The following is a 22,664-nucleotide window of genomic DNA, read 5'->3' as shown; positions in this document are numbered from 1 at the left end:
TCATCGCATTCGATATGCGAACGCATGACGGAAATATCACACGGTGTTGTTTGATCGCCATTCCCGTGAATGGATCATCCTGATCGTGGCCTTGCTGCTAGCGACGTCCGGTTGTGCACCTGTGCGCCGGCCGCCGTCGTTCGCGCTTCGGCACGTCGCACCACTTGCTGGCATCCCGCAGGGAAACGCTGCGCTTCCACAGCCAGCGTGGTGGAAGCGCTACAACGATCCGCAACTCGACCGCCTGATGGACCTCGCCACACAACATTCACCCGACCTGCAACAGGCTGAAGCGCGTTATGAGGCCGCCGAACGCGCGGTGGATGCCCAGCACGCACAACTCAATCCGCAGGTGCGTGGATTGCTGGATAGCACGCACGCGTACAGCAAGGTTGGTATTCACGCCCAGCCCAGCGGCGCGCCTGGCCCGTTGCAGAATCTCGACATCAGCCCCAAGCACAGCTGGAGCAATTCGGGACTTGCCGCTGCACTGTTAACCTGGGATCTCGACCTGTGGGGCAAGCAGAAAGATGCGATCGCGCAGGCGGCAGGCGAAGCCAACGCCATGCGCGCCGATCAGGCGATGGCGGCCAATTCGCTGCACTACGGCGTTGCCAAGGCGTACTTCGACTGGCAAAGCATGCAGACCCGTGTGCAACTCGCGCGTGCATCGACGGCCGCGGCGTCGCAGTTCCTCAGCCTTGAGCAAGTGCGTGTGAAAGCGGGATTGGATGACCCGCAGCAACTGGACCGTGCCGATGCGCAACTCGCCGATCAGCGCCGCAGCCAGGCGATGCTGGAGGGACAAAGCGCGCTGAACCTGGCTCAGCTTGCTGCTGTCATCGGTGTTTCCGAGCGTGAACTTGGTGAGCTGAAAGCGCAGCCATGGCCACATATCGATGCGGATATTCCGCCCGATGCGAGCCTCGCCCTGCTGGCACGGCGTCCCGATATCGTCGCCAACCGCTGGGAGATCGAAGCCTCGATCCAGGGCATCGATGAAGCCCGCGCCGCCTATTATCCGGATGTGAGCCTCATGGGATTGGGCGCGTTCCTGCGCCTATATCCCAATCTGGGCTCGGGCACGCATGCAAACATCGCGTTGGGCAGTATCGGCCCGTCGTTCTCATTGCCGATTTTTTCCGGCGGACGGCTGAAGGCGCAGGTCGAGATCAACCAGGCGCAGCTCGATACTGCCGTAGCAAGCTACAACCACACCGTGGTGCAGGCGGCGCACGACGTCGCCGAGCAGGTGTTGACGCTGCAACAGATCCAGGCGGTGCAGGTGCAAACGGACCAGCAGTTGGCCGATGTCGGCCGTCAGAACGACCGCGCCGATCGTCGTCGTCAGCGTGGCCTGGACGACGACCGCACCTGGCTCGGCCTGCAACTGCAGTTGAACCAGGTTCGCGACAGCCAGCTGCAAATCGCTGACCAGTTGATGTCGACGCATCTGGCGTTGATCTACGCACTGGGCGGCGGCTATCGCGACACCAGCCTGCCCTCCCTTCCCAGCACTTCGTCACAGGCGAGCCGATGAGCAACGGTCACGAACACGACGACGAGCAAGCCGGCGAGTACCGGTACCGCTACAAATACCTGTACAAGTACGGCGACGAACAGGACAAGGACAAGCACGACGAACAGCCTTCTTCCGGTGAGAAGGATGACGAGCAGGACAACAAGGACAACGACCGGGACAAAGACGACAAGAAGAAGCCGGACGACCGCAAGAAGAAGCGCAAGCGCATCCTGGTCATGTCCATCGTCGCCGGGGTTTTCGTACTGGCCGCCCTCATCTGGCTGCTGCTCTACATCTTTGTTTTCAGCCAGCGCGAAACCACCGATGACGCCTATGTGCGCGGCGACCTGGTCACCATCTCACCGCGCGTCCCCGGCACCGTGGTGGAAATTGCGGTGGAAGAGACCGAGTTCGTGCGCGCCGGCCAGGTGCTGATCCGGCTCGATCCCGCCGACGCGCAGGTCACGCTGATGAATGCCGAGGGGCAGTTGGCCCAGGCAGTACGCAATGCCCAACAAAGCCTCCAGCAGGCTGCCGAAGCCGATGCAGCCGTGGCGCAGCGGCGCGCGCAATATGAAACGCAGCGCGATGAATACAACCGGCGCTTTCCGCTGGTGGATGTGCATGCCGTGGCGCGCGAAGAAGCCTTCAACGCGCAGCGGCAGATGCGTGCCGGCCTGGCCGCATTACAACAGGCCGAACGCCAGGCTGCCGCCGCGCATGCGCAGGTCGATGGCACCGATGTACGCACCTTCCCCGCTGTGATCCAGGCCCGCGCGCAGTTCCGCAATGCCTGGATCAACAACAACCGCGACGCCATCGTGTCCCCGGTCGATGGTTACGCCGCACGCCGCCAGGTACAGGTCGGACAACGCGTGCAGCCCGGTCAGGATCTGCTGACCATCGTGCCGCTATCCACCATGTGGGTGGATGCCAACTTCAAGGAAACCCAGCTGCAGAACATCCGCATCGGCCAGCCGGTCAGCATCACCACCGATATCTATTCGCACGTGACGTATCACGGCAAAGTGGTCGGCTTCAATGCCGGTACCGGCGCGGCGTTCTCGCTGCTGCCGCCGGAAAACGCCACCGGCAACTGGATCAAGGTGGTGCAGCGATTACCGGTGCGCATCTCGCTCGATCCGAACGAATTGCAGAAACATACTTTGTGGGTAGGGCTTTCCGCCTACGTGAATGTCGACACCCACCAGCGCAACGGCCAGATGTTGTCGAGCCAAGTACGTCATAAGCCGTTGATGAGCACGGATGTCTACGAACGCGAAGTCAACGAAGCGGACCAGCACGCCGAAGCCATCATCCGCGCCAACACCGTGCCCCTAAGCAGCGGGTACTAAATATGGCCCGAGACGAGCAGTCCAGCGGCAAACTGCCACCGCTATCCGGCGGCACCCTGATCCTGTTCACCGCTGGCGTCTCACTCGCCACCTTCATGGAGGTGCTGGATATCTCGATCGTCAACGTGGCGGTCTACACCATCTCCGGCAACCTCGGGGTGAGCCGCACCGAAGGCACCATGGCGATCAGCGCGTATTCCATGGCGAGCGCGGTGATGCAGCCACTGACCGGCTGGATTGCGCGACGCTTCGGCGAGGTGCGCACATTCTCCGCCTCGATCCTGCTGTTCGTGATCTTTTCCTCGATGTGCGGCCTGTCCTCCAGCATGCCGATGCTGATTGTCTTCCGCCTGTTGCAAGGCGCGGTATCCGGCCCAATGGTGCCGCTGTCGCAGACACTGCTGTTGAACAACTATCCGGCCGAACGACGCCCTATCGCGATGGCGCTGTGGGCGATGATGGTCGTGGTGGCGCCAATCTTCGGGCCGATCCTGGGCGGCTGGATTACCGACAACTACAGCTGGTCGTGGATCTTCTTCATCAATATTCCAGTAGGCTTGTTCGCACTGCTGGTGACAACCGCCGTGATGCAGGGGCGCGAAAGCAAGAAAGTGAAGGTGCGGCTGGACATCGTCGGCCTGTTCCTGCTGGCGGCTGGCATAGGCTGCCTGCAGTTCATGCTGGACAATGGTAACGATTACGACTGGTTCAACTCCAACATGATCCTGATCCTGGCGATCATCGCGTTTGTCTGCATCACCTTCCTGATCGCCTGGGAACTGATGTACGACCAGCCGGTGATCGACCTTTACCTGTTCAAGCGACGAAATTTCGCCGTGGGCGTGCTGTGCCTGTTCGTCGGTATGTTCGCCTTCTTCGGGGGCACCGTGGTGCTGCCGAACTGGGTGCAGGAGGTGATGTCATACACCGCCACCTGGGCAGGCTTCGTAGTAGCCCCGGTCGGCATCCCGGCGATCTTCATGTCGCCGCTGATCGGTGCCTATCAGAACAAATTCGACCTGCGCATACTCAGCACGATCGGCTTCGCCATCTTCGGCGTCTGCTCCTTCTGGATGGCGCATTTCGATGCTGATGCCGGTTACTTCGAGCTTGCCTTGCCCCGTCTGCTGATGGGCTGTGGTATTGCCTTTTTCTTTGTGCCGGTCAACCAGATCATTCTTTCCGGCTTGCCTGAAGACCGCGTCGCCAGTGCATCTGGGCTGGCCAATTTTTTCCGCACGATTGCCATGAGCGTGGCGACAGCAGTCAGCAGCACGCTGTATACCCATCGGAGTATTTATCACCATGCGGTGTTGAGCGAGCACACGCATCAGGATGGACGCACGACTGCTGAGACGCTGAGTTTGCTGCAGCGGATGGGTATAAAGGGTGATTCCGCGTATGCCGCCATCAACCGGATTTTGGATATGCAAGCTGCTACGCTAGCCATCAACGACGTGTTTTGGGGCTTCAGCCTGATGTTTGGTGTAGCGTTGGTGGCCGTCTGGTTTGCCCGGCCCCCGTTTACGTCGTCCAAGCCGGCAACATGAGTGGTTCGCTTAGGGCGCAGCTAACTACCTAAGACCGCGCGCGGGTTCTCGCCGCCTTCTTTGCGGCAGCCGATCTTGCGTGTGCACCCTTCGTTCTGACTGCTTTCTTCGCCGCCGCTGAACGATTCGCCGCTGTGCGCTTCGATGCCGCTTTTCGTGCGTGTGACGCCAGCGATTTGCGTGTCGCGGATGTGCTGCTCTCTCGTTTCAAGGCCTTCGTGCTAGCTCGCGAACGCTTTGCCGAGGATTTCTGCGTGACTTTCTTGCGATGCCCCGCCGCTGAGGAAGATTTCTTCGACGCCGTGCGCTTGCCGGTCGATTTTCGCGAGGATTTTTTTGCCGGAACTTTCACGCCAGCACGCCTCGCCTTGGATAAACCAATCGCTATCGCTTGCTCGGCGGAGCGAGCACCATGCTTGCCTTCGCGGACATGCTCGATTTCTTCACGGACAAATTCACCCGCTTGGGTGCTGGGTGCCTTTCCTTCACGCTTGGCCTTGGCGGCAGCTCGTCGAGTCTTTGCTTCAGGCATGGCTATTCTCCTGCGGTAATCAAGTTCATCTTTACGCGCGCAAGCGTTGAAAGCCTGTCAAAGGAGCGCATCGATAACGGGGAGCTCGATGTCAAGGGCGGAGAGATATCTCGGGATTCGTGCCCAGCCTTGCCCGGTGCTAAAGAGCTATCAGGCGCATAGAACGACGCAACCGTCGTGAATCCATCACACAAGCATAATCCGAAGAGCCCTAGGGTGATTCAGTAATCCTGCCCCTGATGGAGCGCTTATATGAGTGATTTCCTGGTGGCTTATTTTTATACCCAGACAGAAGCTGTCATGTCAGCCATGAAGCTGATGGCATATGGCGTGCAACGCAGCCATCTGAAAATGCACGTCGAAAATCGCGCGACATTCGAATGTCGCCCAGCGGCCACCTATAGCAAAGGCGATTCCCCAGTAGCTTTGGAGGCCGCTGCCATGCCGAACATGGATAGCTCGACCGAAAACGTCAGCCTCCGTGTGATGTTGACGAATTCCGTGATGATGGACAACGTATGTTCCATGCTTAGGGACACTGGCGCCCATCATATCGATGTTGTTGAGCATCACGTTGAACAGGAATGTTCAGCTATTTAGCACCCCTTCGACGAAGTCTAAATAGGAATTCGTATGTCACTCATCGTGCTAATCGTCGTGATCATCTTGCTCATCGGTGTGCTGCCGTCATGGCCTTATAGTCGCGGCTGGGGTTACTACCCTAGCGGAGGCCTTGGCTTGGTTGTGGTTATTCTCTTGATCCTGCTTTTGCTCGGGCATATCTGAGTTCTAGCGATAAGACAGGGCAAGGGTCATGATGATCGCTGGCTGGCTGACTTGCTGACAGAGAGTTGATGATGGTTTCAAAAAATGCTTCCTCATCCAAGCCCAAAAAACATGGCGTGCTGCCCGCGCAGAATGCCAACGACCCGCCTGCAGGGAAGAAACCTCGCCAACAGACTGATGAAAAGAAGTCCGCACAGACCCTTGCTCAAAAACCGAACCGCCAATCAAAAAGGCATGCCACGTTGCCTGCCCAGAATGCCAATCGTCGTTGACGAGGCCAGCTGCTGGCGTGCTTGGATTCCGTTTGGGTGCGTAACGAGCGGCACATTAGATGTGATGCGACTGAGGTAGTCGCACGCTACGCCCCTGATCCCTCTATCCCTCTCCCGTGTTCCCATCAGGACACTCCCTTTTCTTGTGGAGCCTCTCCATGTCAACCCTGGCATTGACTGAACCTTGGTGGCATTACGCGGTACGTGGTGTATTCACTTATTCGGGTCTGTTACTTTTCATGCGTTTCAACGGAAAGCGGGCCTTTGGCGAAATGTCCGCGTTTGATGTCATCGTGCTGGTGCTCGTGGGAGGCGCGCTTCGCTCGGCCATTGTGGGAGACGATAAGTCCGTGACCGCACCCTTCATCGGCGTCGCCTTCATCTTGCTCACCGATCGATGTCTTGCATGGTGCTGCGCGCGATCAGCGAAGCTTAATAGGTGGGTCGAAGGTATGCCCACGATCTTAGTAACGGCTGGAAAGCGTCATCATGATGCTTTACGCCAAGAAAACGTGCCGGAAGCTGCGTTTGAGCGAGCACTGCATCAGCATGGCTGGGAGGATGAAAAAGATGTCGCCATCGGCCGCCTGGAACCCAACGGCAAGATTACCTTTGTTCGCAGTCCTTCCCGCCCTCGCTCATGACAGAAAACAGCGATACGGCCTGCCTAGCAAATAACGGTGTTTCCCGTATTTAAGCCGCGTGGCCCAGGCCCTTAGCCTGGCGCACCGCCTCGATCAGTTCAGCACGGCCAAACGGCTTGGCCAAGCGAATGATGCCGGTTTGGGCACCGGAAGGTGGCTCGGCAAAACCTGAGGCGAGCACGACGGGAACATGCGGTGCGCGGCGCTTTATGTGCTCCACCAACTGCAGTCCATTCATGCGAGGCATCGCGTAGTCCGTGATGAGCATATCGACCTCCGGAGTCGCATCCATCATCTGGAGCGCCTCCTGCCCCGAGTGCGCCTCCAGGGTGCGATAGCCGATATCTTCCAGCACTGCGCGCATGGTCATCGCGATCAACGGGTCGTCATCGACGACGAGGATGGTATGGCCACTGGGGGAGTCGACAGAAGCGGGCTCCAGCGCCACGGGCACGTCGGCCTGCTCGGAAGAAAACGAGGATGCCGCTTTAGGTAGCCATATTTCGGCAGTGGTGCCGTGGCCGAGTTCACTTCGAAGGAAGAGCCGGCCGCCGGATTGCTCCGCCAAGCCATGCACCATGGAGAGACCTAGCCCTGTTCCCTTGCCCACCCCTTTGGTAGTGAAAAAAGGCTCCATCGCGCGAGTGAGGGTCTCTTTATCCATGCCTGGGCCGTCATCCGTCACGGCCAGACAGATATAGGCACCCGGCTCCAAGCCTGTCCGGTGACCCGTGCTTACTTCTTCCTGGCGAGCGGCCAGCAAGATATGGCCACCGTCTTCCATCGCATCCCGTGCATTCGTCACCAAATTCAATAGCGCCAACTCAAGCTGATTGGCGTCCACAAACACCGGCTGCAGCGCGATCGGAAATAACGTATCCACCAGCACCGTGGGTCCGGCGGAACGCTGCAGCAGTTCGCCCACACCGTGCACGAGGTCTCGAATATTCACCACTTTGGGCTTGAGCTCTTGCTTTCGGGCAAAGGCCAGCATGCGTTTGGTCAGCGCAGCGCCTCGTCGCGCGCCAGCCAGGGCGTTTGCCACCAGATTCAATCCGGCCGGGTCAGCGGCGACCCGTGGCTCAAGTAACTCAAGACTGCCAATCACCGCCATCAGTAGATTGTTGAAATCGTGCGCAACACCACCGGTGAGCTGACCGATCGAATCCAGCTTCTGCGACTGAAAGAGCGCTTCCCTCGCTTGCGTCAAAGCCATGTCGGCATTCCGCTTCACGGTGATGTCGCGGGTGACTTTAGCGAAACCGACATGTCGCCCATGATCGTCATCGATCCTATCTAAAATCGCATGCGCCCAGAACGAGCTTCCATCCTTGCGCACACGCCACCCTTCGCTTTCATAACGGCCGGTCTCTCGAGCGCTCTGCAGCGCTCGGTGTGGAACACCATCAGCGCGATCCTCTAACGTATAGAAGGTTTCCAGATGCTTGCCCAGGATTTCATCGCGGGAATAACCTTTGATCCGCTGCGCGCCTGTATTCCAGGATGTAATGAAACCATTCGTATCCAGCATATAGATCGCGCAGTCGCCGACACCTTCTACCAAAAGGCGAAACTGCTCTTCACTGTGACGTAGCTTGTCCTCAGCAAGCTTGCGTTCGGTCAGGTCACGTGTAATACAGGCAAATGCCCGCACGCCTCCTGACTCGGCACGTATGGTGTCAATGACACAATTCGCCCAATAGTGTTCAGCGCCCTTGCGTCGCCACCATGCAGCCGTTTCCGCGCGGCCCCATTCCCTGGCTTCGCTCAACAACTGATCCGGCGAAGGTGTCCCACTCGCAATGCCTTCATAAAAGATATCGAGGGTTTTTCCTTGCACCTCGGCCTCCGTGTAACCGGTGGTCTGCATGGCCCCCCGACTCCAGCTGAGGATGCAACCGTCCGAATCGAGCAGAAACAGTGCGTAGTCTGTAACGCCATCAATCAGTAATTCGTATTGCGTGCGGTCGTCTTCAGTCATGGAACACGTCTCACTACGGCGTGGTTCATTGATGCCGAGCTCCCCCGAGAGAGGCTCCCCTCACCGCACTTTGATCACCTAAACGCCATTTCTTGGTGCGCAAAATGTCAAAGATCCGTGAAGATACGCTGTAGCCACGCGCCAACGGTAGACAAAACCAGGAGGCTATCCCGCCTGTTGAGCCCGCCCGATCCGGGAAGCCAGATTGCGCAAATTGCTTGATGGTTCTTGGCCGAAGTTACATTCTTTGGCATAGTCAAACAAGTAACAGACGCAGTGAGTGGGATGTCAAGGGGGGCATGCCGGTGCTGTCCGGCGCCTTGGGATTTCCAGCATGACGATACCGTCACTTCTCTCGCCTCGTGAAGGCGAAAGGCCTCTCTCTCAAGTCCTGTGCCCGCCCTCCGAGGGCGCGCGCGCTAGCGATATGGATGCGCTGATCCGGAGCAAGGACTGGACCAACACCCCACTGGGTCCAATGGCCACGTGGTCGCCCAGTTTGCAAACCATGGTCAGCTTTATGTTGGCCAATCGGTTTCCACTGCTGCTGTGGTGGGGGCCGGACTATATTTCCATCTACAACGACGCGTATCGCCCAGTTTTGGGTGCCAAACACCCGTGGGGACTAGGTAAGCCTGCGCGCGAATGTTGGTCTGAAATCTGGGACGTATTGCGGCCGCTCATAGATGCCCCCTTCCATGGAGGCCCTGCAACATGGAGCGAGGATCTGCTCCTGGAAATCAATCGCCATGGGTTCGTAGAGGAATCGCACTTCACTGTCGCATACAGCCCCGTGCCCGATGCGAGTGCACCGGGTGGAATTGGTGGTGTACTGGCCACGGTGCATGAAATCACCGAAAAGGTAATTGGCGAGCGGCGAATCATGGCTTTGCGCGACCTGGCCTCCAATACGATGCACGCAAATACCGTCGACGAAACGTGCATGCTTGCGCTTGCGGCCCTTCAGCGGCATCCGTTGGATATACCTTTCGCGCTGGTTTACCTCTTTGACGATTCGCAAAGCCGTGCTCATCTTGTCGCAACAGCCGGCATCCGCTTAGAGGCGCCCGCCGCGCCATCTACCATTGCACTCTCACCTGAAGAAAAGGAAGCGTCCGCGTGGCCTCTGTGGGAAGTGTTACGCCGAAAGAAAGCGATCAAGATCGTGGATCTAGCAGAGCGATTCGCCAGCGTACCCCCCGGCCCATGGTCGGACTCACCGAATACCGCGGTGTTGTTACCACTCCCTTCGAGTGATGGTACTCAACTGCGGGGCGTCTTGATCGCAGGCTTGAGTTCACGATTGAAAGAAGATGAGCGCTACTTGAGCTTTTTTGAGCTTATCAGTGCCCAGATCGCAGCCGCCATGGCCACTGCAAAGGCTTACGAGGCGGCTCAGGAGCGGGCGGAAACACTTGCAGAAATTGACCGCGCCAAGACGGCTTTTTTTTCAAATGTAAGCCACGAATTTCGAACACCGCTTACTCTCATGCTTGGGCCGCTCAGTGAAGCCATCGACAGCCCACATTTGCCCTACATGGAAAAACAGCGACTTGAATTGGCACACCGAAATGCCCTTAGGCTTCTTAAGCTCGTCAATTCGCTCCTAGACTTTTCACGCATCGAGGCGGGTCGTGCTCAAACGCATTTCCAAATCACTGATTTAGGATCTTTTACCGAGGAACTTACCAGCAATTTCCGCTCAGTATGTGAGCACGCAGGGTTACGCCTTCTTGTTGACTGCGGATCTCTATCAAAGCCAGTCCAAGTTGACCGTGATATGTGGGAAAAGATAGTCATCAATCTTCTATCGAATGCCTTTAAATTTACTTTCGATGGTGAGATTTCAGTAAGGCTGAATGCGAGCGGAAATCTGGCGGTTCTTACCGTACAAGACACTGGCGTCGGCATACCCCACTCCGAGTTACCCCATCTATTTGAACGTTTTCATCGAATTGAAGGTCAACGCGGACGCACCTATGAAGGGACGGGCATTGGTCTTGCGCTTGTGCATGAACTTGTAAAACTCCATGAGGGATCGATACACGTTGAAAGCGAAGTCGGCGTGGGAACCTGTTTCAAAGTAAGTCTACCGCTACAGCAACAGGTACGCTCGGTACAACCCGCATCGAATTCTCCCTTGGAACATGCTCCGATTCACTCGAAGGCCTATGTGGAGGAAGCTCTGAGTTGGTTGCCCGAGTCGTCCCCTTCCCTGCCGCCATCGTTTACGTCATTAGATCGGCCTCCGCGTCAACTTGAACATACACGAGTTGTGGTCGCTGACGATAACGCGGATATGCGCAACTACATTGTCAGGCTACTCGGACCAACGTGTGATGTCGTAGCCGTTGGCGATGGCGAGGCGGCGCTACAGGCCATTCATGAGCATCATCCTGATCTGGTCATCACAGACGCAATGATGCCGGTCATGGATGGCATCGAATTGGTGCGGGCGATTCGCAATGATCCAGCGACCGCTGAGGTCCCTATTGTCATGCTTTCAGCACGTGCGGGAGAGGAAGACAGCGTTGAAGGCCTGGAGGCTGGCGTTGACGATTATCTGGTCAAGCCCTTTTCAGCGCGGGAGCTTATTGCTCGCGTATCCACAACCTTGAAGTTGTCACAAGCCCGCCGCCATGCCGCCGACGCGCGCACAGAAAGCGAACGGCGATATCGCGAGTTGATCGAGGCATTGCCGGCAGCGGTATATACGACCGATGCGTCGGGCTATATCACCTACAGCAACCAAGCCGCCAATGAATTGGCGGGGCGAGAGCCGATTCTGGGGCGCGATACATGGTCTTCCGTCTGGCGACTCTATCGGCCCAATGGGACAAAACTGCCCCCAGAGCAATCTCCCTTAGCGCTGACACTCAAAGAAAACCGTCCCATTCGGGGCGAGGAAACCGTTACTCAAAGGCCTGACGGGACACCCGTACACTTGATCCCCTATCCGACACCACTTCGTGATAAAGCCGGCCACCTTATCGGGGCCATCAACATGCTGGTGGATATCTCTGAGCGAAAAAAAATCGAGGATGCACTTCGGAAAAACGAAAGGCAGCTTAGAGCCTATTTGGATACAAGCTTTGATGCTGTCTATCGCATGAGCCCAGACTGGAGCGCTATGCACAGCTTAAAAGGAAAAGGCTTTATCTCCGATACTTTCGAGAAAAGTAATACGTGGCTCGACCAGTACATTCCGGTTAATGAGCGGGCGCGCGTCATGCATGCGATTCAGGAAGCCGTGCGGACGAAGTCGCCCTTTGCCTTGGAGCATGCGGTGATTCAAGTCGATGGCTCTCTCGGCTGGACATCGTCTCGCGCCGTTCCTTTGCTCGACAGTCATGGCGAGATTCTGGAATGGTTTGGGACTGCAACAGATATCACACAGCGCAAGCAGCACGAAGAACGACAACAGTTATTACTCAACGAACTGAATCATCGCGTGAAAAATACCCTCGCTGCAGTACATTCCATCGTTCTTCAGACCCTGAGAAACAGCAAGAATGCACCGGATGCTCGTGCATTGATTGGCGATCGTTTGGCCGCGTTATCCCAAGCACATGACATTCTCACGCAGCGCCATTGGGAGGGTGCCTTGTTGAGTGAGGTGATTCTTCACGCCGTTAAGCCGAATTTAGCGGGTGCTAACGAAAGAGTTCAAATTGCCGGGTCGGACGTATGGGTACCCCCTAAGTTCGCACTGGCGCTCTCTCTTGCGTTTCATGAGCTGTGCACGAACGCTATAAAATACGGGGCTCTGTCGAATGACAGCGGCAGAGTGCAGATCGAATGGACTCTTCGGAATAAAGATAACACCCACTATTTGCAATTGAGATGGGAAGAATTCGACGGGCCACCGGTCACGCCCCCGACCCGTATGGGCTTCGGATCTCGCCTTATTGAACGAGGCTTACGCCAGGATCTGGACGGAGAGGTAAAAGTCGATTACGCCCCAGAGGGATTAGTGTGCACCATACATGCGCACATACCTGCGCCGGCTATTGGGGGACAATCCGCTCATGAGTGAGATAGCACTAGAAGGTTTGCGAGTTTTTATTGTCGAGGATGAATCGCTTATTGCGATGCTTCTTGAAGACATCGTTACCGAAAATCGTTGCTCCGTTGTTTCGATCGCAGCCACGTTGGAGCAAGCAATGAAAGAAGCATCTACGGTCAATGCTAACGTGGCCATTCTTGACGTGAATTTGAACGGAAAGTCCGCCTATTCCGTGGCTCAAGTTCTCATTGATCGAAGCATTCCGTTTGTGTTTTCGACAGGTTACGGCGCTGCCGGAGTGCCTGAAGAATTTCGCACCATTCCGATACTGAGCAAGCCTTTTGGAGAAAAAGAGTTGATACGAGCATTGCAAATTACGCTGGCACAGCCATTGACCAAAGCTGGCCAATGCTAACTTGAATTTTTCACCGTACCGTTTATTGGCGTGGAGTTTATCTTGGCGACGGACTGAGCAGTGGCTTGGGCGTGCGCACTTTGCATGCCATCAATCGATGGATGGAGGGCATGCCCACCATCCTCGGTGCGCCGCAGCCAATGCGATCGGCATGCACCATGCCGGAAAAATGTACCTGAAGCCGCGCGGAGCCCAATTGACGCGTCACGTTAGTATGGCGATCCAAACCGTAGCAGTGGCTCACGTCCCGTGAGGCGCGGGTCCAAATAGTCACTCGAGAGCGCGTCATCGGCGCACACGAAGTCCTCCCATTCTTTTCATGGAGCACGCTTTACCGTGCCGGAGAGCGGCCATAAGCCTCTTCTCTTATTGAGGAATGCGATGATGATGGAGGACGGTGATGATCGAGCACGCATCAGTGCGCTGGCCCATGCGATGTGGGAGTCCGAAGGGCGACCTGACGGCCGCGATCTCGAGCATTGGCTGAAGGCCGAGAAGCTTGTCGACGCGCAGCGTGAAGCAGCCCTCGTCGTGCAGGTTCACGGCAAGGACCAAGCTGGGTCATAAACGTTTCGTGTTACCCCTCGCCCGCTGCTCCATGCGCTCCATCACCATGCAACGGAGTGTGCCCTTGATGTCCTGGTGGGGTTCCTTTCACCCCACTCATATGCCCTCGGTACGAAGGCAACCACTTAGGCGCCCCCACCGTTAGCGCATGCTGCGAAGCACAGGACGGATCGGCTGCAGGGTCGGTAGCAACCGCGCCATGTACCGTTCGATCGGAAACAAGAACAGTCCACGAAAATTCACGAGACGCTCCTGGATCGGCGCGATATGGCGCAGGTTCTCTGGCACCGCCAGGGCCGCAATGTCATCAGGCAACGTAACGAGCGATTGCTGCATGTGGGCCGTTGTCCACGCCATCACAATGTTGCTCAGCAAGGTAATGGACGAAGAGACGCTGCGCAGGCGTGCTTGGTGGCCCATCTGATGCCGCGGCACCTTGCCCGTTTCCAGCGCATGCTCCAGCACATGGACGCGTTCTCCATGGTTGAGGGTGCGCAGAATTTCCCGACGAAAGTCAGGTAACGTGAACCAGCGGCACAAGTAAAGCGTCAGCAACAATCGACCTATCTGGACGCCTGCGTCATACAGTTGCTCACCAGCGGCGGCCGAACCGAAGCGGGACAGGATATCGACTGCGCTGGCTTTTCCGATATGGGTCGAGGCCGCCATGCGGACCCATTCATCCCAAACCGGCTCTATCTTCTCTGGGTGCGCGCGGTTCTTGGCGATGACGCTGCGCAGCCCCTCGGGTACAGTCATGCTGGCCGTCACGTAGAGTTTGTGCGCGCTCGCATCCCGCAAGCGAGGACAAACATCCTTGCCTACGGATTTACCCAGGGACATGCCGAATTCGGTTTGGCCGTGTGTGTCCACCGCCAGTTGGTTGATCGTGACCGCGCTTTGGCGAAGGACGCCTTCCAGCGCCACGCCCGCTTGGCGTTCACCGAGCACGATCGGCTGATCGTAGAAGATGCCCCAGCGGTCATGGATATGCGTATAAATGCCGATGGATTTCTTCTTCGTGCGCGGATCACGGCGAGCCAGCGGGCTGCTCTTGACTGTTTCACGGCTCATCATGTCTGCCGAGGCCAAGTCAGCACGCCCCCAGCTTTCGGCAATAGGATGGCTGTGCATGTACTCGAAGACAGCGGTGTTGGCTTCGCGCAGGCGCTTTTCCTGAGCGATCCAACTCATGCTCTGGTTCACCGCATCAGCGGTGAGCCCCGGCATCATGCGTGCCGTCTCGGCGGCGGACAACGCCGTACCATGCGCCAGAAGACCGGCATACACCAAGCGCAATTCGTCGATCGAGCGTGGCTCGCGGCCCAGTAGCATCCAACTGAACCGAGTGTGGCTATCCACCTCCATCATGACACCTGGCAGCTCTTCGGCCTCCATCCGGTCCATAAGTGCTTCGCGAAGCGCCACCACCGCCTCGGGCACTTCCTCGGCCGGCAGTTTGGGCAAGTGCACGCCGGCCTTGTCCACCGTGACCTCGCCGGCCTGCGCGGCTTTATCCAGATGCTGAAGCTGCCTGGTCACTTCCTCGATCAGCGGCTCGGTGAATTCCTTGGCATCGCGGGGTAACTTCAGCCGCGCATAATGATGTGTTTTTTGCTTGGTCCACTCCTCTGATGGAATGAGCATGCTTTCGCGACTTCGGAAGCTGAAACTGTGCGCGACATAGACGCTGCCATTCTTCAGGGCGCGGCGTAGCGCGAGCAGTGTCGCCACCTCGAAGGCGTTGAGGGCACGTTGGCGGTCGGGGTCGCCCAGCATCTCGTCCCAGACCTTTCCCAGGTGAGCAGGTATCTCCTCGGGAAGGGCCGGTTTGCGTTGCCGATAGATTTCGCGTAACGCATCCAACGCCTGACGCGCGGGATGGGGCGCCACGCTCTCAAAGGGAAGTGCGCACAACATTTTGAGCAGCGAGCGCGAATGGCGGTTGTTCTGCACCAGAAGTTGTTCACGCGTCAGATGAGCCCGACTGAGCTTCTTGCCCCCGCCGACCTGTTCCACGGCACGCAGAATGGCCGTACGCAACTCCTTTTCGCGCAGGGATTGGTCAAGGGCCAGTTCGCGGACTTCCTTGGCGAACGTGGTCAATGTACGTGCACGCGCCTCGGCGGATTGCACCACCGCGCGCATGCCGTTGCCCCAAAGGTCCGCGACGTGTTGACGCGTCATGGCCAAGACCCGGTCCGTCGCAGTGCATAGCGCCGTATGCAGGAAACACGCAACCTCGATCGTTCGACGCGTTTCCGCGATGCGCTGACTGACCGAAGGAGGCCGATCCGCCATCGCTTGGGCGTAATGGCGCTTAATGTGATCCGATACCGACGGGATGGCGTATGTGGCGACGTCCATCTGCGTCAGATGTTGTACCCGATCGAACTGCTCCCGAATCTGGGCAATGGACTGTCTGCGCGGGGCTTGCGAGAGCCACTGTTGAAAGGAGAGGCCAGAACGATGGGGATCGGCACATGCCTGCATCCAGGTGGCGAGGACCTCGGCCGGGACATCCTCGCGCAGCCGCCCGCCAAGCTCATCCTCGGCAAGGGTCAACGCCACATCAATGGCGCTTTTCAGGGGACGCTCACCCTCAATGAGGATGCCATGCTCGTAAAGCCACGTCTTGACGTGCGTCATCAGACGATGACGATCGAATTCGGACAGCACCTCCACACGCAGATGCCGTACCAGTGCGCGGCGCTGATGTTCGGACATGCGAACGAAACCTAGTGTCTCGATCGCCACATTCTGGTGCGTGAACAAGGTGCGCTGACGACGGTAGAGAGATCGGAGCGAGGCAATGTCGGGAGTGGCTAAGTCCAACGTTTTGCCCAGATGCACCCAAAGTTCGGCGGGAACCACCTTGACGGCGGCAAGCACGCTACCTGTCATTCGGATAAAACCAATCTGCAAGGCTAAAGCGAGGCGATGCAGCGTATCGCGCTTAGCGAAAATCGCGCGCTGCTCCTTCGGCGAGTAGGTGAAGAACGCGTTGAGCTCAAACTGGTTGAGCTCCTTGGGAATGGATCGCAGTCCAAGATACGGCGTCTGCCAGTACTGCATGTCTGCCTCTGATCTTTCCGTAGGGACGGCCGGAGACTAACAGCAAGCCATTGATTTTATGCGACATGGGTAGCGGAATGCCGAGGCATTTCTTTATAATTCAAGGAGTTAATTGACTACCCAAAGCGCTAGCCGTTCACTTAACGTGTTAATGGACCCGGCCTAACGTAAAACCCCACGAACGTCTGTGCCGGGGAGTTTTTACTAGATGTTGATACCGCTTCGGATAGCCCGAAAGTGTTTAGAAAATAATCAAGAAGCCCCAGGCGACTGTTCTTGGGCTTTTTTATGCCTCGCCATTTGGTGGCACGTGCCCCAAGGCTGGAAGGGCGAACTCCTTGAGGGCTTTTAGGCGGTTCGAGGACTTGAGCGGCCGATGGTCTTCCGGAACTTGACCTACTTAGATCAAAAGGGACTGTTATGACTGATGACGCGACCACTCTTAGGCTCGATTTGAGCGCTGTGTGACCCAGCCGATCCATGTGGATTGCGGTGCGGTGCAGAAGCAACGTGACCTTGTGGCGGCGAATGTTTTCGTCCTTTTGGATTGCGCATGCGATGAGGCCAGGCGGCTGGTGAGGATTTCGGTACCGCCCATGGCCGCCGACGCCCACTCACGAAGCGGGTATCGCCACTCGCTATAGCGGCACTCTTACAGCCTTGCTCGACAGGCTGCCCAGTGAGTCGCGCCACAAGGTGGCGCGGAATGCCCGGCATGCGGAATTCGCCATCAGCGCTGCTGAGATCAGCATCAGGCTGGTACGCGAAGGCGCGGCCGCGCTCTTGATTTAAGGATTTCATGGTTTGCGTCTCCGCTTGTGAAGGCGCCCAAACGCTAGTAGCGAAAACATCAGCATGGTGAATTCGTCACGCAAACCTAATCTCGACCATTTTACGGTTCATCCATTATGTCGGTCCAATCGGAGCGATTTTCTGGTGGTTTACTTCCGCACGCAGCTCGACATCGTTATCTCAGCCCGGAAACTTCTTGCCTGCGGTGTGCAGCGCGACCGGGTGGCGCTGCATGTCGCAGCCGATGAGGAATAAGGGGATGACGTCGATGACACCGGGCACAAGTTGCCCACCCGCCCGACGTCGAAAAGCCCATGGCGTGCGCCCACGTAGCCGAGCCGGCGGCATCACGCTCACCGTTACGCTGAAGGACCCCTATCTGACCAACGACGCCTGCTCCGTGCTCAAGGAAACGGGCGCCGCCCTGATCGATGTGACCCACCACAACGTCACCCAGGAATATCCGGACATGTAGCCGGCTCTTGGTTGCTTGCAATGCAGCACAACTCAATACGCAAACGGGAGCCAACCATGTTGTCCACCGTCCTACTAATCATCCTGATCCTGCTGCTGCTCGGCGCACTTCCCGCATGGCCATACAGCCGCGGCTGGGGCTACTACCCAAGCGGCGGCCTCGGGCTCGTTGTGGTAATTCTGATCATCTTGCTTCTTCTGGGGCGCATTTGATCCATCCCTTGCCGGCTCAGTGCAACGACGGCTGATCCGTCCCGTTGTCCGTCACGTAAGACCCAGCCCGCATGGCGTGCGCCACCTCGCCGCTCACGCCGGAGATCCGATCATGGCCAGCAAGAAATCCTCCCCCAATCCTGAAAAGAACGCGGTGCTACCCGCCCAGAATGCCAATAAACAGGGCGCCGATGAAAAGTTCCACCAGCACCGCACTGACACCCTGGTCGCGCCTCCGGCGCCAAAGAAGTCCGCGTCCAATCCGCAACGAAACGCGGTGTTGCCCGCCCAACACGCCAATGAGCGCGGCGCGGGCGACGAACTTCATCAGCACGCCAACGAAAAACATCCCGCACTGACCACCAACCAAGGCGCACCGATCTCCGACAACCAGAATTCGCTGCGCGCCACGCCACACGGCCCGACTTTGCTGGAAGATTTCGTCCTGCGCGAGAAGATCACCCATTTCGACCATGAACGCATTCCCGAACGCATCGTGCACGCGCGCGGTAGCGCTGCGCATGGCTACTTCGAGCTGACCAAATCCCTCGCTAAATACACCAGGGCAAAAATCCTCACCGAAGTCGGCGAAAAAACACCGGTATTCACCCGCTTTTCCACTGTGGCCGGTGGCGCAGGTTCCATCGATACGCCACGCGACGTGCGCGGGTTTGCCGTGAAGTTCTATACCAAAGAGGGCAACTGGGATCTGGTCGGCAACAATATCCCGGTGTTCTTCATCCAGGATGCGATCAAGTTCCCGGACCTGGTGCATGCCGTTAAAATGGAACCCGACCGCGCTTTTCCGCAGGCGGCGACTGCGCACGACACGTTCTGGGATTTCGTCTCGCTGATGCCCGAATCGATGCATATGATCATGTGGGCCATGAGCGATCGCACCATCCCGCGCTCGCTGCGCATGATGGAAGGATTCGGCGTGCACAGCTTCCGCTTGGTGAATACCGAAGGCAACTCGATCTTCGTGAAATTCCACTGGCGCCCGAAGCTAGGCATCCAGTCCACCGTTTGGGATGAAGCGGTGAAGCTGCAATCTGCGGACAACGATTTCCATCGGCGTGACTTGTTCGAGGCGATCGAAAGCGGCACTTATCCCGAGTGGGAACTCTCTGTGCAGCTCTTCACGGAAGAGGATGCCAAGCAATTTCCGTTCGATCACGAAGACGCCACCAAGCTGATTCCGGAAGAGCTGATACCGCTGACGGTAATCGGACGGATGGTGCTGGATCGCTGGCCCGACAATTTCTTTGCCGAGACCGAACAGGTGGCCTTCTGTCCGGCCAACGTGCCGCCAGGCATCGACTTCTCCAACGATCCGCTGCTGCAAGGCCGGCTGTTTTCCTATCTGGATACGCAGTTGTCGCGCCTGGGCTCGCCCAACTTCAACCAGATCCCTGTCAATGCGCCCAAGTGCCCCTTTGCCAATCTGCAGCGCGACGGTCATATGCAGATGCACGTACCCAAGGGGCGCGTGAACTATGACCCAAGCTCGCTCCAGGGTGACTCGCCACGCGAAGAGCCGGAAGGCTTTCGCAGCGCCGCAATATCCGCCGAGCAAGGCACGAAACAGCGCGTGCGCGCCGAGAGCTTTGCCGATCACTACAGCCAGGCCCGGCTGTTCTTCCGCAGCCAAAGCAAGGTCGAACAGGCGCACATGGCGTCGGCGCTCACCTTCGAGTTGTCCAAGGTTGGTACAGCACATGTGCGCGAGGCGATTGTCGGCCATCTTCGCCATGTGGACCAGGAGCTGGCGAAACGCGTGGCCAATGGCCTCGGCCTGGCTAATCTTCCGCATCCACCGCACGCGGCGTTGCCACCGATCGATATGAAACCGTCTCCAGCCTTGCAGCTCATCGGCAAGATGAAGGAAACGCTGGAAGGACGCACTGTGGGCATCCTGGTCGACGACGATTCCGACGCAGCCACGGTGAAGGCATTGCGCAAAATGGTAGAAAAAGCGGGCGCCCGCGTGAAGCTGGTAGCGCCGAAGCTGGGCGTGAAACTGGATGATGGCAAGCTGACAGGCGTTGACGGCCAACTCGCTGGCACCCCCTCTGTGCTGTTCGATGCTGTGGCAATCGTGCTGTCAGCCGAAGCCGGCAAGCGGCTCGCGACAAATGGCTCGGCAATTGATTTCATTCGCGATGCGTTTGGCCATCTCAAGGCTATCGCCGCAGATGAAGGCGGACAACTGCTGCTCAAGGCAGGCCGTGTGATCAAGGATGCTGGCGTGTTTGAAGCCACCAATGCGGAAGGCTTCGTCAAAGCCGCCAAGACGCGTCAATGGGAGCGCGAGCCCAAGGTGCGCTTGCTCGCCTGAGCAAACAACCCTACGGGCGCTCTCGAATGATGATCTGGAAATCCGCCATAAGTAAGGGCGAGAGGTAAGCCGCGCCCTCTTACTTTACAGGATTTACCTTGCTCGACTTATTCACTCGCGCCGACATATGCCGTCGCAAAGCTTAGGGAATAGATAACGCTGGGCGCGCATTCGACAAGATCAGTCCACGCCGAGCGCATGAAGCGAAAGCAAGCTGGATTTGTATAGTTTTAGCCCCATGGCTCGCTACGGCGATGTTCTGCAACCGGTACATCTCGTCCGATTTGCTTCACTGCATCGTTTTCCAGGATGCACGCGTTCCGCGTGGCGATAAAATGTGACGCATGGATCGATACAGATCGCTAACAGGCGGTGGCATTTCGCTTTTCCGAGCCTACGGTCACGCATTCGTGTGAATCTTTGATCCACGGCTGACATGTCCAAAACAGTTTCCTGCGACCCTCATAGTCTTGAGATCAGGATTTGCTTCGCAAGAGACGCAATGTGGCCGCTTCCCGTTGGCGAACACCCGTCTGGCTCCTGGCACGGGCGAAACTGTATATGCGGCCATCTTCCCAAGCTGCAAGCACGCGAGGATCGATATAACTGCTGCGACAAACGGCAGGGGTATTTCGCAGGAGCGCGGCCACTCGGGCGACCGCTTCCTTGATGATCCGCTTACGATGACGTTCGCTCAATCCCTGGCTCGATGGCGCATCGGCAAGCTGTCGCAACGCTTCGACCGTGGCGATCCAGGTTCGGAAGTCCTTCGCCGTAAAATCGCCCTTCATGGCATCGTGAAGGTATTGATTGACCATGCCAGAGTCCACGGCCCGGAATTTTCCCTGCGCATCCCGGTATTGAAACAAGCGCTGCCCCGGCAGTCTCTGCATGCGCCGCAAGAACGCAATGATACGGGCATCGCTGAGCATTACATGGCATGTCTGTCCGCCCTTGGCCAGATAGCGCAGCTCCAATCCCTCGGAGAGATCTCGGACGTGGCGCGTGCGCAATGTGGTCAGCCCATAGTGACCATTTTGCTCGACGTACTCCTCGTTACCAACCCGCATCCCAGTTTGATCAAGCAGACGCACCACGAGGGCCACAACCTTTTCACGTGGCCACCCCCCACGGGCGATATCCAAGCGCATTCGACGTCGGAGTGTAGGAAGCGCTCGTCCGAAGGGCACCAGATGGTCGAACTTGCTTGCATCACGCCGGCGTCGCCATAAAGCGTGATAGCGATACTGCTTTCGCCCACGTTCGTCGCGCCCGGTGGCTTGCAAATGCCCGTTTGCCGCAGGGCAAATCCATACGTCTTGATAAGCAGGTGGCACGGCCAAAGCGCGAATGCGGTCCAGCACGGAGGCATCGGCGATACGTCGATTTTTTTCGTCAAAATAGACAAATCCCTGCCCACATCGCCGGCGTCGTATCCCGGGCTGGGTATCGGAGACGTACCGCAACGGCCCTCCACCGCTCCCCGACGCATGTAGACTTTTCTTGGTCAAAGCTCGCTTCGTCCTAGACGTTTAATGGATCGATACGTGACACCACCTTCACCTCGTCGCAAGTGAAGTGCAGCTATCGCCATCAGACGATGCCCCAGGACAACGGGTCGTGAAAAGCATGTTTCCAGACCTCATAGTCCCAAGCCAGTCCACGCAGAATGCGCCAGGTTTTGCAGCGGCGACGCAGCACCTGCCTCTGAAAACCTACGCAGAATTTCTGCGTAACGAGGGCTTAGTGGTGATTGCGCTTCATCCCGATGACGAAACCTGGGACAGCATCATGTATTTCAGTCGCTCGTGCTGCGCCGTAACGAGCGGGCGATCAATGAGACCCGTGCCGGATACGTAGGCGTTGGATCCGTCCAGTACGAAGGCATTCATTTTTCCGTCGTGCAATAGCAGCGGTCCGGAAAGTGGTTAGGGTCAAGCCAACACAAAGGTAAATTTCCGACATGGGCCGTGAAGTTCCATATCCAGGGGCTTTTCGTTTCCAATGACTGTTGTCTCTTAGAACAATGCACCTCGTGGCATAGCCGAGAAACCGCTTCCTGGCGACCAACCTAAATAGCTCTGACTGCGTGGAAAGCGTTAGCGTATGTGGCATATGTGCCCGTGAGCATCGGGCGCAAGC

The 22,664-nt window shown here is 57.5% G+C and carries 18 protein-coding genes; 14 read left to right on the top strand and 4 right to left on the bottom strand.

All coding sequences use genetic code 11. The annotated features are described in order from the left end of the window. The first annotated feature begins 43 nt into the window (after positions 1-43). From IGX34_RS14165 to IGX34_RS14155, 3 genes are read left to right on the top strand one after another with little or no spacing between them, the layout of a single operon-like run. Entirely contained in the window at positions 44-1,540 is a 1,497-nt protein-coding gene (locus IGX34_RS14165) for an efflux transporter outer membrane subunit (RefSeq protein WP_192556368.1), read from the top strand. Then, on the top strand, positions 1,537-2,877 hold the full coding sequence (locus IGX34_RS14160; protein ID WP_225737465.1) for an HlyD/EmrA/EmrK family protein: 1,341 nt from the start codon (positions 1,537-1,539) through the stop codon (positions 2,875-2,877). Before IGX34_RS14165 ends, IGX34_RS14160 begins: the two co-directional genes overlap by 4 nt. Before the next feature lie 2 nt (positions 2,878-2,879). Next, positions 2,880-4,427, top strand: coding sequence for a DHA2 family efflux MFS transporter permease subunit (locus tag IGX34_RS14155; protein ID WP_192556367.1), 1,548 nt, complete (start codon positions 2,880-2,882; stop codon positions 4,425-4,427). A 28-nt stretch (positions 4,428-4,455) separates the two neighbouring features. On the opposite strand, the gene IGX34_RS14150 is transcribed toward IGX34_RS14155, so the two are convergent. After that, positions 4,456-4,959, bottom strand: a complete 504-nt coding sequence (locus IGX34_RS14150; RefSeq protein ID WP_192556366.1) for a DUF6496 domain-containing protein — start codon at positions 4,957-4,959, stop codon at positions 4,456-4,458. 252 nt (positions 4,960-5,211) lie between these two features. Here IGX34_RS14150 and IGX34_RS14145 point away from each other — a divergent pair, with 252 nt between their 5' ends. From IGX34_RS14145 to IGX34_RS14130, 4 genes are all read left to right on the top strand, one after another. Next, positions 5,212-5,559 (top strand): hypothetical protein, encoded by a 348-nt coding sequence (locus IGX34_RS14145; RefSeq protein WP_192556365.1) that lies wholly within the window; start codon positions 5,212-5,214, stop codon positions 5,557-5,559. Between the two features lie 33 nt (positions 5,560-5,592). Continuing rightward, positions 5,593-5,745, top strand: coding sequence for a DUF3309 family protein (locus IGX34_RS14140; protein WP_192556364.1), 153 nt, complete (start codon positions 5,593-5,595; stop codon positions 5,743-5,745). Between the two features lie 68 nt (positions 5,746-5,813). Next, complete coding sequence (locus IGX34_RS14135; RefSeq protein ID WP_192556363.1) at positions 5,814-6,017, top strand: hypothetical protein; 204 nt, start codon at positions 5,814-5,816, stop codon at positions 6,015-6,017. A gap of 158 nt (positions 6,018-6,175) precedes the next feature. Next, positions 6,176-6,661, top strand: a complete 486-nt coding sequence (locus IGX34_RS14130) for a DUF421 domain-containing protein (RefSeq protein WP_192556362.1) — start codon at positions 6,176-6,178, stop codon at positions 6,659-6,661. A gap of 49 nt (positions 6,662-6,710) precedes the next feature. Here IGX34_RS14130 and IGX34_RS14125 read toward each other — a convergent pair whose 3' ends face one another. Then, entirely contained in the window at positions 6,711-8,642 is a 1,932-nt protein-coding gene (locus IGX34_RS14125; RefSeq protein WP_192556361.1) for a hybrid sensor histidine kinase/response regulator, read from the bottom strand. A 427-nt stretch (positions 8,643-9,069) separates the two neighbouring features. Between IGX34_RS14125 and IGX34_RS14120 the strand changes: the two genes are divergently transcribed. The 3 genes from IGX34_RS14120 to IGX34_RS14110 all read left to right on the top strand — a co-directional run bounded on the left by IGX34_RS14120 (position 9,070) and on the right by IGX34_RS14110 (position 13,630). Beyond that, positions 9,070-12,678, top strand: a complete 3,609-nt coding sequence (locus tag IGX34_RS14120; RefSeq protein ID WP_192556360.1) for an ATP-binding protein — start codon at positions 9,070-9,072, stop codon at positions 12,676-12,678. Continuing rightward, entirely contained in the window at positions 12,671-13,063 is a 393-nt protein-coding gene (locus IGX34_RS14115) for a response regulator (protein WP_192556359.1), read from the top strand. The genes IGX34_RS14120 and IGX34_RS14115 overlap by 8 nt, the downstream gene beginning before the upstream one ends. 381 nt (positions 13,064-13,444) lie before the next feature. Then, the gene (locus tag IGX34_RS14110) at positions 13,445-13,630 is read left to right on the top strand and encodes a DUF2934 domain-containing protein (RefSeq protein WP_425598797.1); all 186 of its coding nucleotides are present in this window, start codon (positions 13,445-13,447) and stop codon (positions 13,628-13,630) included. 141 nt (positions 13,631-13,771) lie between these two features. Here IGX34_RS14110 and IGX34_RS14105 read toward each other — a convergent pair whose 3' ends face one another. Next, positions 13,772-16,705, bottom strand: a complete 2,934-nt coding sequence (locus tag IGX34_RS14105; RefSeq protein WP_192556358.1) for a Tn3 family transposase — start codon at positions 16,703-16,705, stop codon at positions 13,772-13,774. A gap of 855 nt (positions 16,706-17,560) precedes the next feature. Here IGX34_RS14105 and IGX34_RS14100 point away from each other — a divergent pair. From IGX34_RS14100 to IGX34_RS14085, 4 genes are all read left to right on the top strand, one after another. Then, on the top strand, positions 17,561-17,752 hold the full coding sequence (locus IGX34_RS14100) for a hypothetical protein (RefSeq protein ID WP_192556357.1): 192 nt from the start codon (positions 17,561-17,563) through the stop codon (positions 17,750-17,752). Positions 17,753-17,816: 64 nt separating this feature from the next. Then, positions 17,817-17,972: a hypothetical protein gene (locus tag IGX34_RS14095; protein WP_192556356.1), complete on the top strand. Its 156-nt coding sequence runs from the start codon at positions 17,817-17,819 to the stop codon at positions 17,970-17,972. A 56-nt stretch (positions 17,973-18,028) separates the two neighbouring features. Then, entirely contained in the window at positions 18,029-18,184 is a 156-nt protein-coding gene (locus IGX34_RS14090; protein WP_192556355.1) for a DUF3309 family protein, read from the top strand. Between the two features lie 223 nt (positions 18,185-18,407). Further along, on the top strand, positions 18,408-20,522 hold the full coding sequence (locus IGX34_RS14085) for a catalase (protein ID WP_425598799.1): 2,115 nt from the start codon (positions 18,408-18,410) through the stop codon (positions 20,520-20,522). A gap of 476 nt (positions 20,523-20,998) precedes the next feature. Here the strand turns inward: IGX34_RS14085 and IGX34_RS14080 are convergent, their stop codons facing one another. Beyond that, a complete protein-coding gene (locus IGX34_RS14080) occupies positions 20,999-21,988 on the bottom strand; it encodes a DNA topoisomerase IB (protein ID WP_225737464.1) in 990 nt (329 codons plus the stop codon). Positions 21,989-22,664: the final 676 nt, after the last annotated feature.

This window comes from Dyella acidiphila, from assembly GCF_014863405.1.
Lineage (GTDB): Bacteria > Pseudomonadota > Gammaproteobacteria > Xanthomonadales > Rhodanobacteraceae > Dyella_B > Dyella_B acidiphila.
The sequence above is the reverse complement of the archived record's forward strand: the minus strand, read 5'-3'. Positions and strand labels throughout refer to the sequence as shown.

What these genes read in the sequence shown, in the direction of transcription:
- IGX34_RS14150 (WP_192556366.1), bottom strand. Translation starts at nt 4,959, where the DNA reads ATGCCTGAAGCAAAGACTCGACGAGCTGCCGCCAAGGCCAAGCGTGAA.
- IGX34_RS14155 (WP_192556367.1), top strand. Translation starts at nt 2,880, where the DNA reads ATGGCCCGAGACGAGCAGTCCAGCGGCAAACTGCCACCGCTATCCGGC.
- IGX34_RS14145 (WP_192556365.1), top strand. Translation starts at nt 5,212, where the DNA reads ATGAGTGATTTCCTGGTGGCTTATTTTTATACCCAGACAGAAGCTGTC.
- IGX34_RS14090 (WP_192556355.1), top strand. Translation starts at nt 18,029, where the DNA reads ATGTTGTCCACCGTCCTACTAATCATCCTGATCCTGCTGCTGCTCGGC.
- IGX34_RS14120 (WP_192556360.1), top strand. Translation starts at nt 9,070, where the DNA reads ATGGATGCGCTGATCCGGAGCAAGGACTGGACCAACACCCCACTGGGT.
- IGX34_RS14115 (WP_192556359.1), top strand. Translation starts at nt 12,671, where the DNA reads ATGAGTGAGATAGCACTAGAAGGTTTGCGAGTTTTTATTGTCGAGGAT.
- IGX34_RS14105 (WP_192556358.1), bottom strand. Translation starts at nt 16,705, where the DNA reads ATGCAGTACTGGCAGACGCCGTATCTTGGACTGCGATCCATTCCCAAG.
- IGX34_RS14140 (WP_192556364.1), top strand. Translation starts at nt 5,593, where the DNA reads ATGTCACTCATCGTGCTAATCGTCGTGATCATCTTGCTCATCGGTGTG.
- IGX34_RS14100 (WP_192556357.1), top strand. Translation starts at nt 17,561, where the DNA reads ATGGTGAATTCGTCACGCAAACCTAATCTCGACCATTTTACGGTTCAT.
- IGX34_RS14135 (WP_192556363.1), top strand. Translation starts at nt 5,814, where the DNA reads ATGATGGTTTCAAAAAATGCTTCCTCATCCAAGCCCAAAAAACATGGC.
- IGX34_RS14110 (WP_425598797.1), top strand. Translation starts at nt 13,445, where the DNA reads ATGATGATGGAGGACGGTGATGATCGAGCACGCATCAGTGCGCTGGCC.
- IGX34_RS14125 (WP_192556361.1), bottom strand. Translation starts at nt 8,642, where the DNA reads ATGACTGAAGACGACCGCACGCAATACGAATTACTGATTGATGGCGTT.
- IGX34_RS14130 (WP_192556362.1), top strand. Translation starts at nt 6,176, where the DNA reads ATGTCAACCCTGGCATTGACTGAACCTTGGTGGCATTACGCGGTACGT.
- IGX34_RS14160 (WP_225737465.1), top strand. Translation starts at nt 1,537, where the DNA reads ATGAGCAACGGTCACGAACACGACGACGAGCAAGCCGGCGAGTACCGG.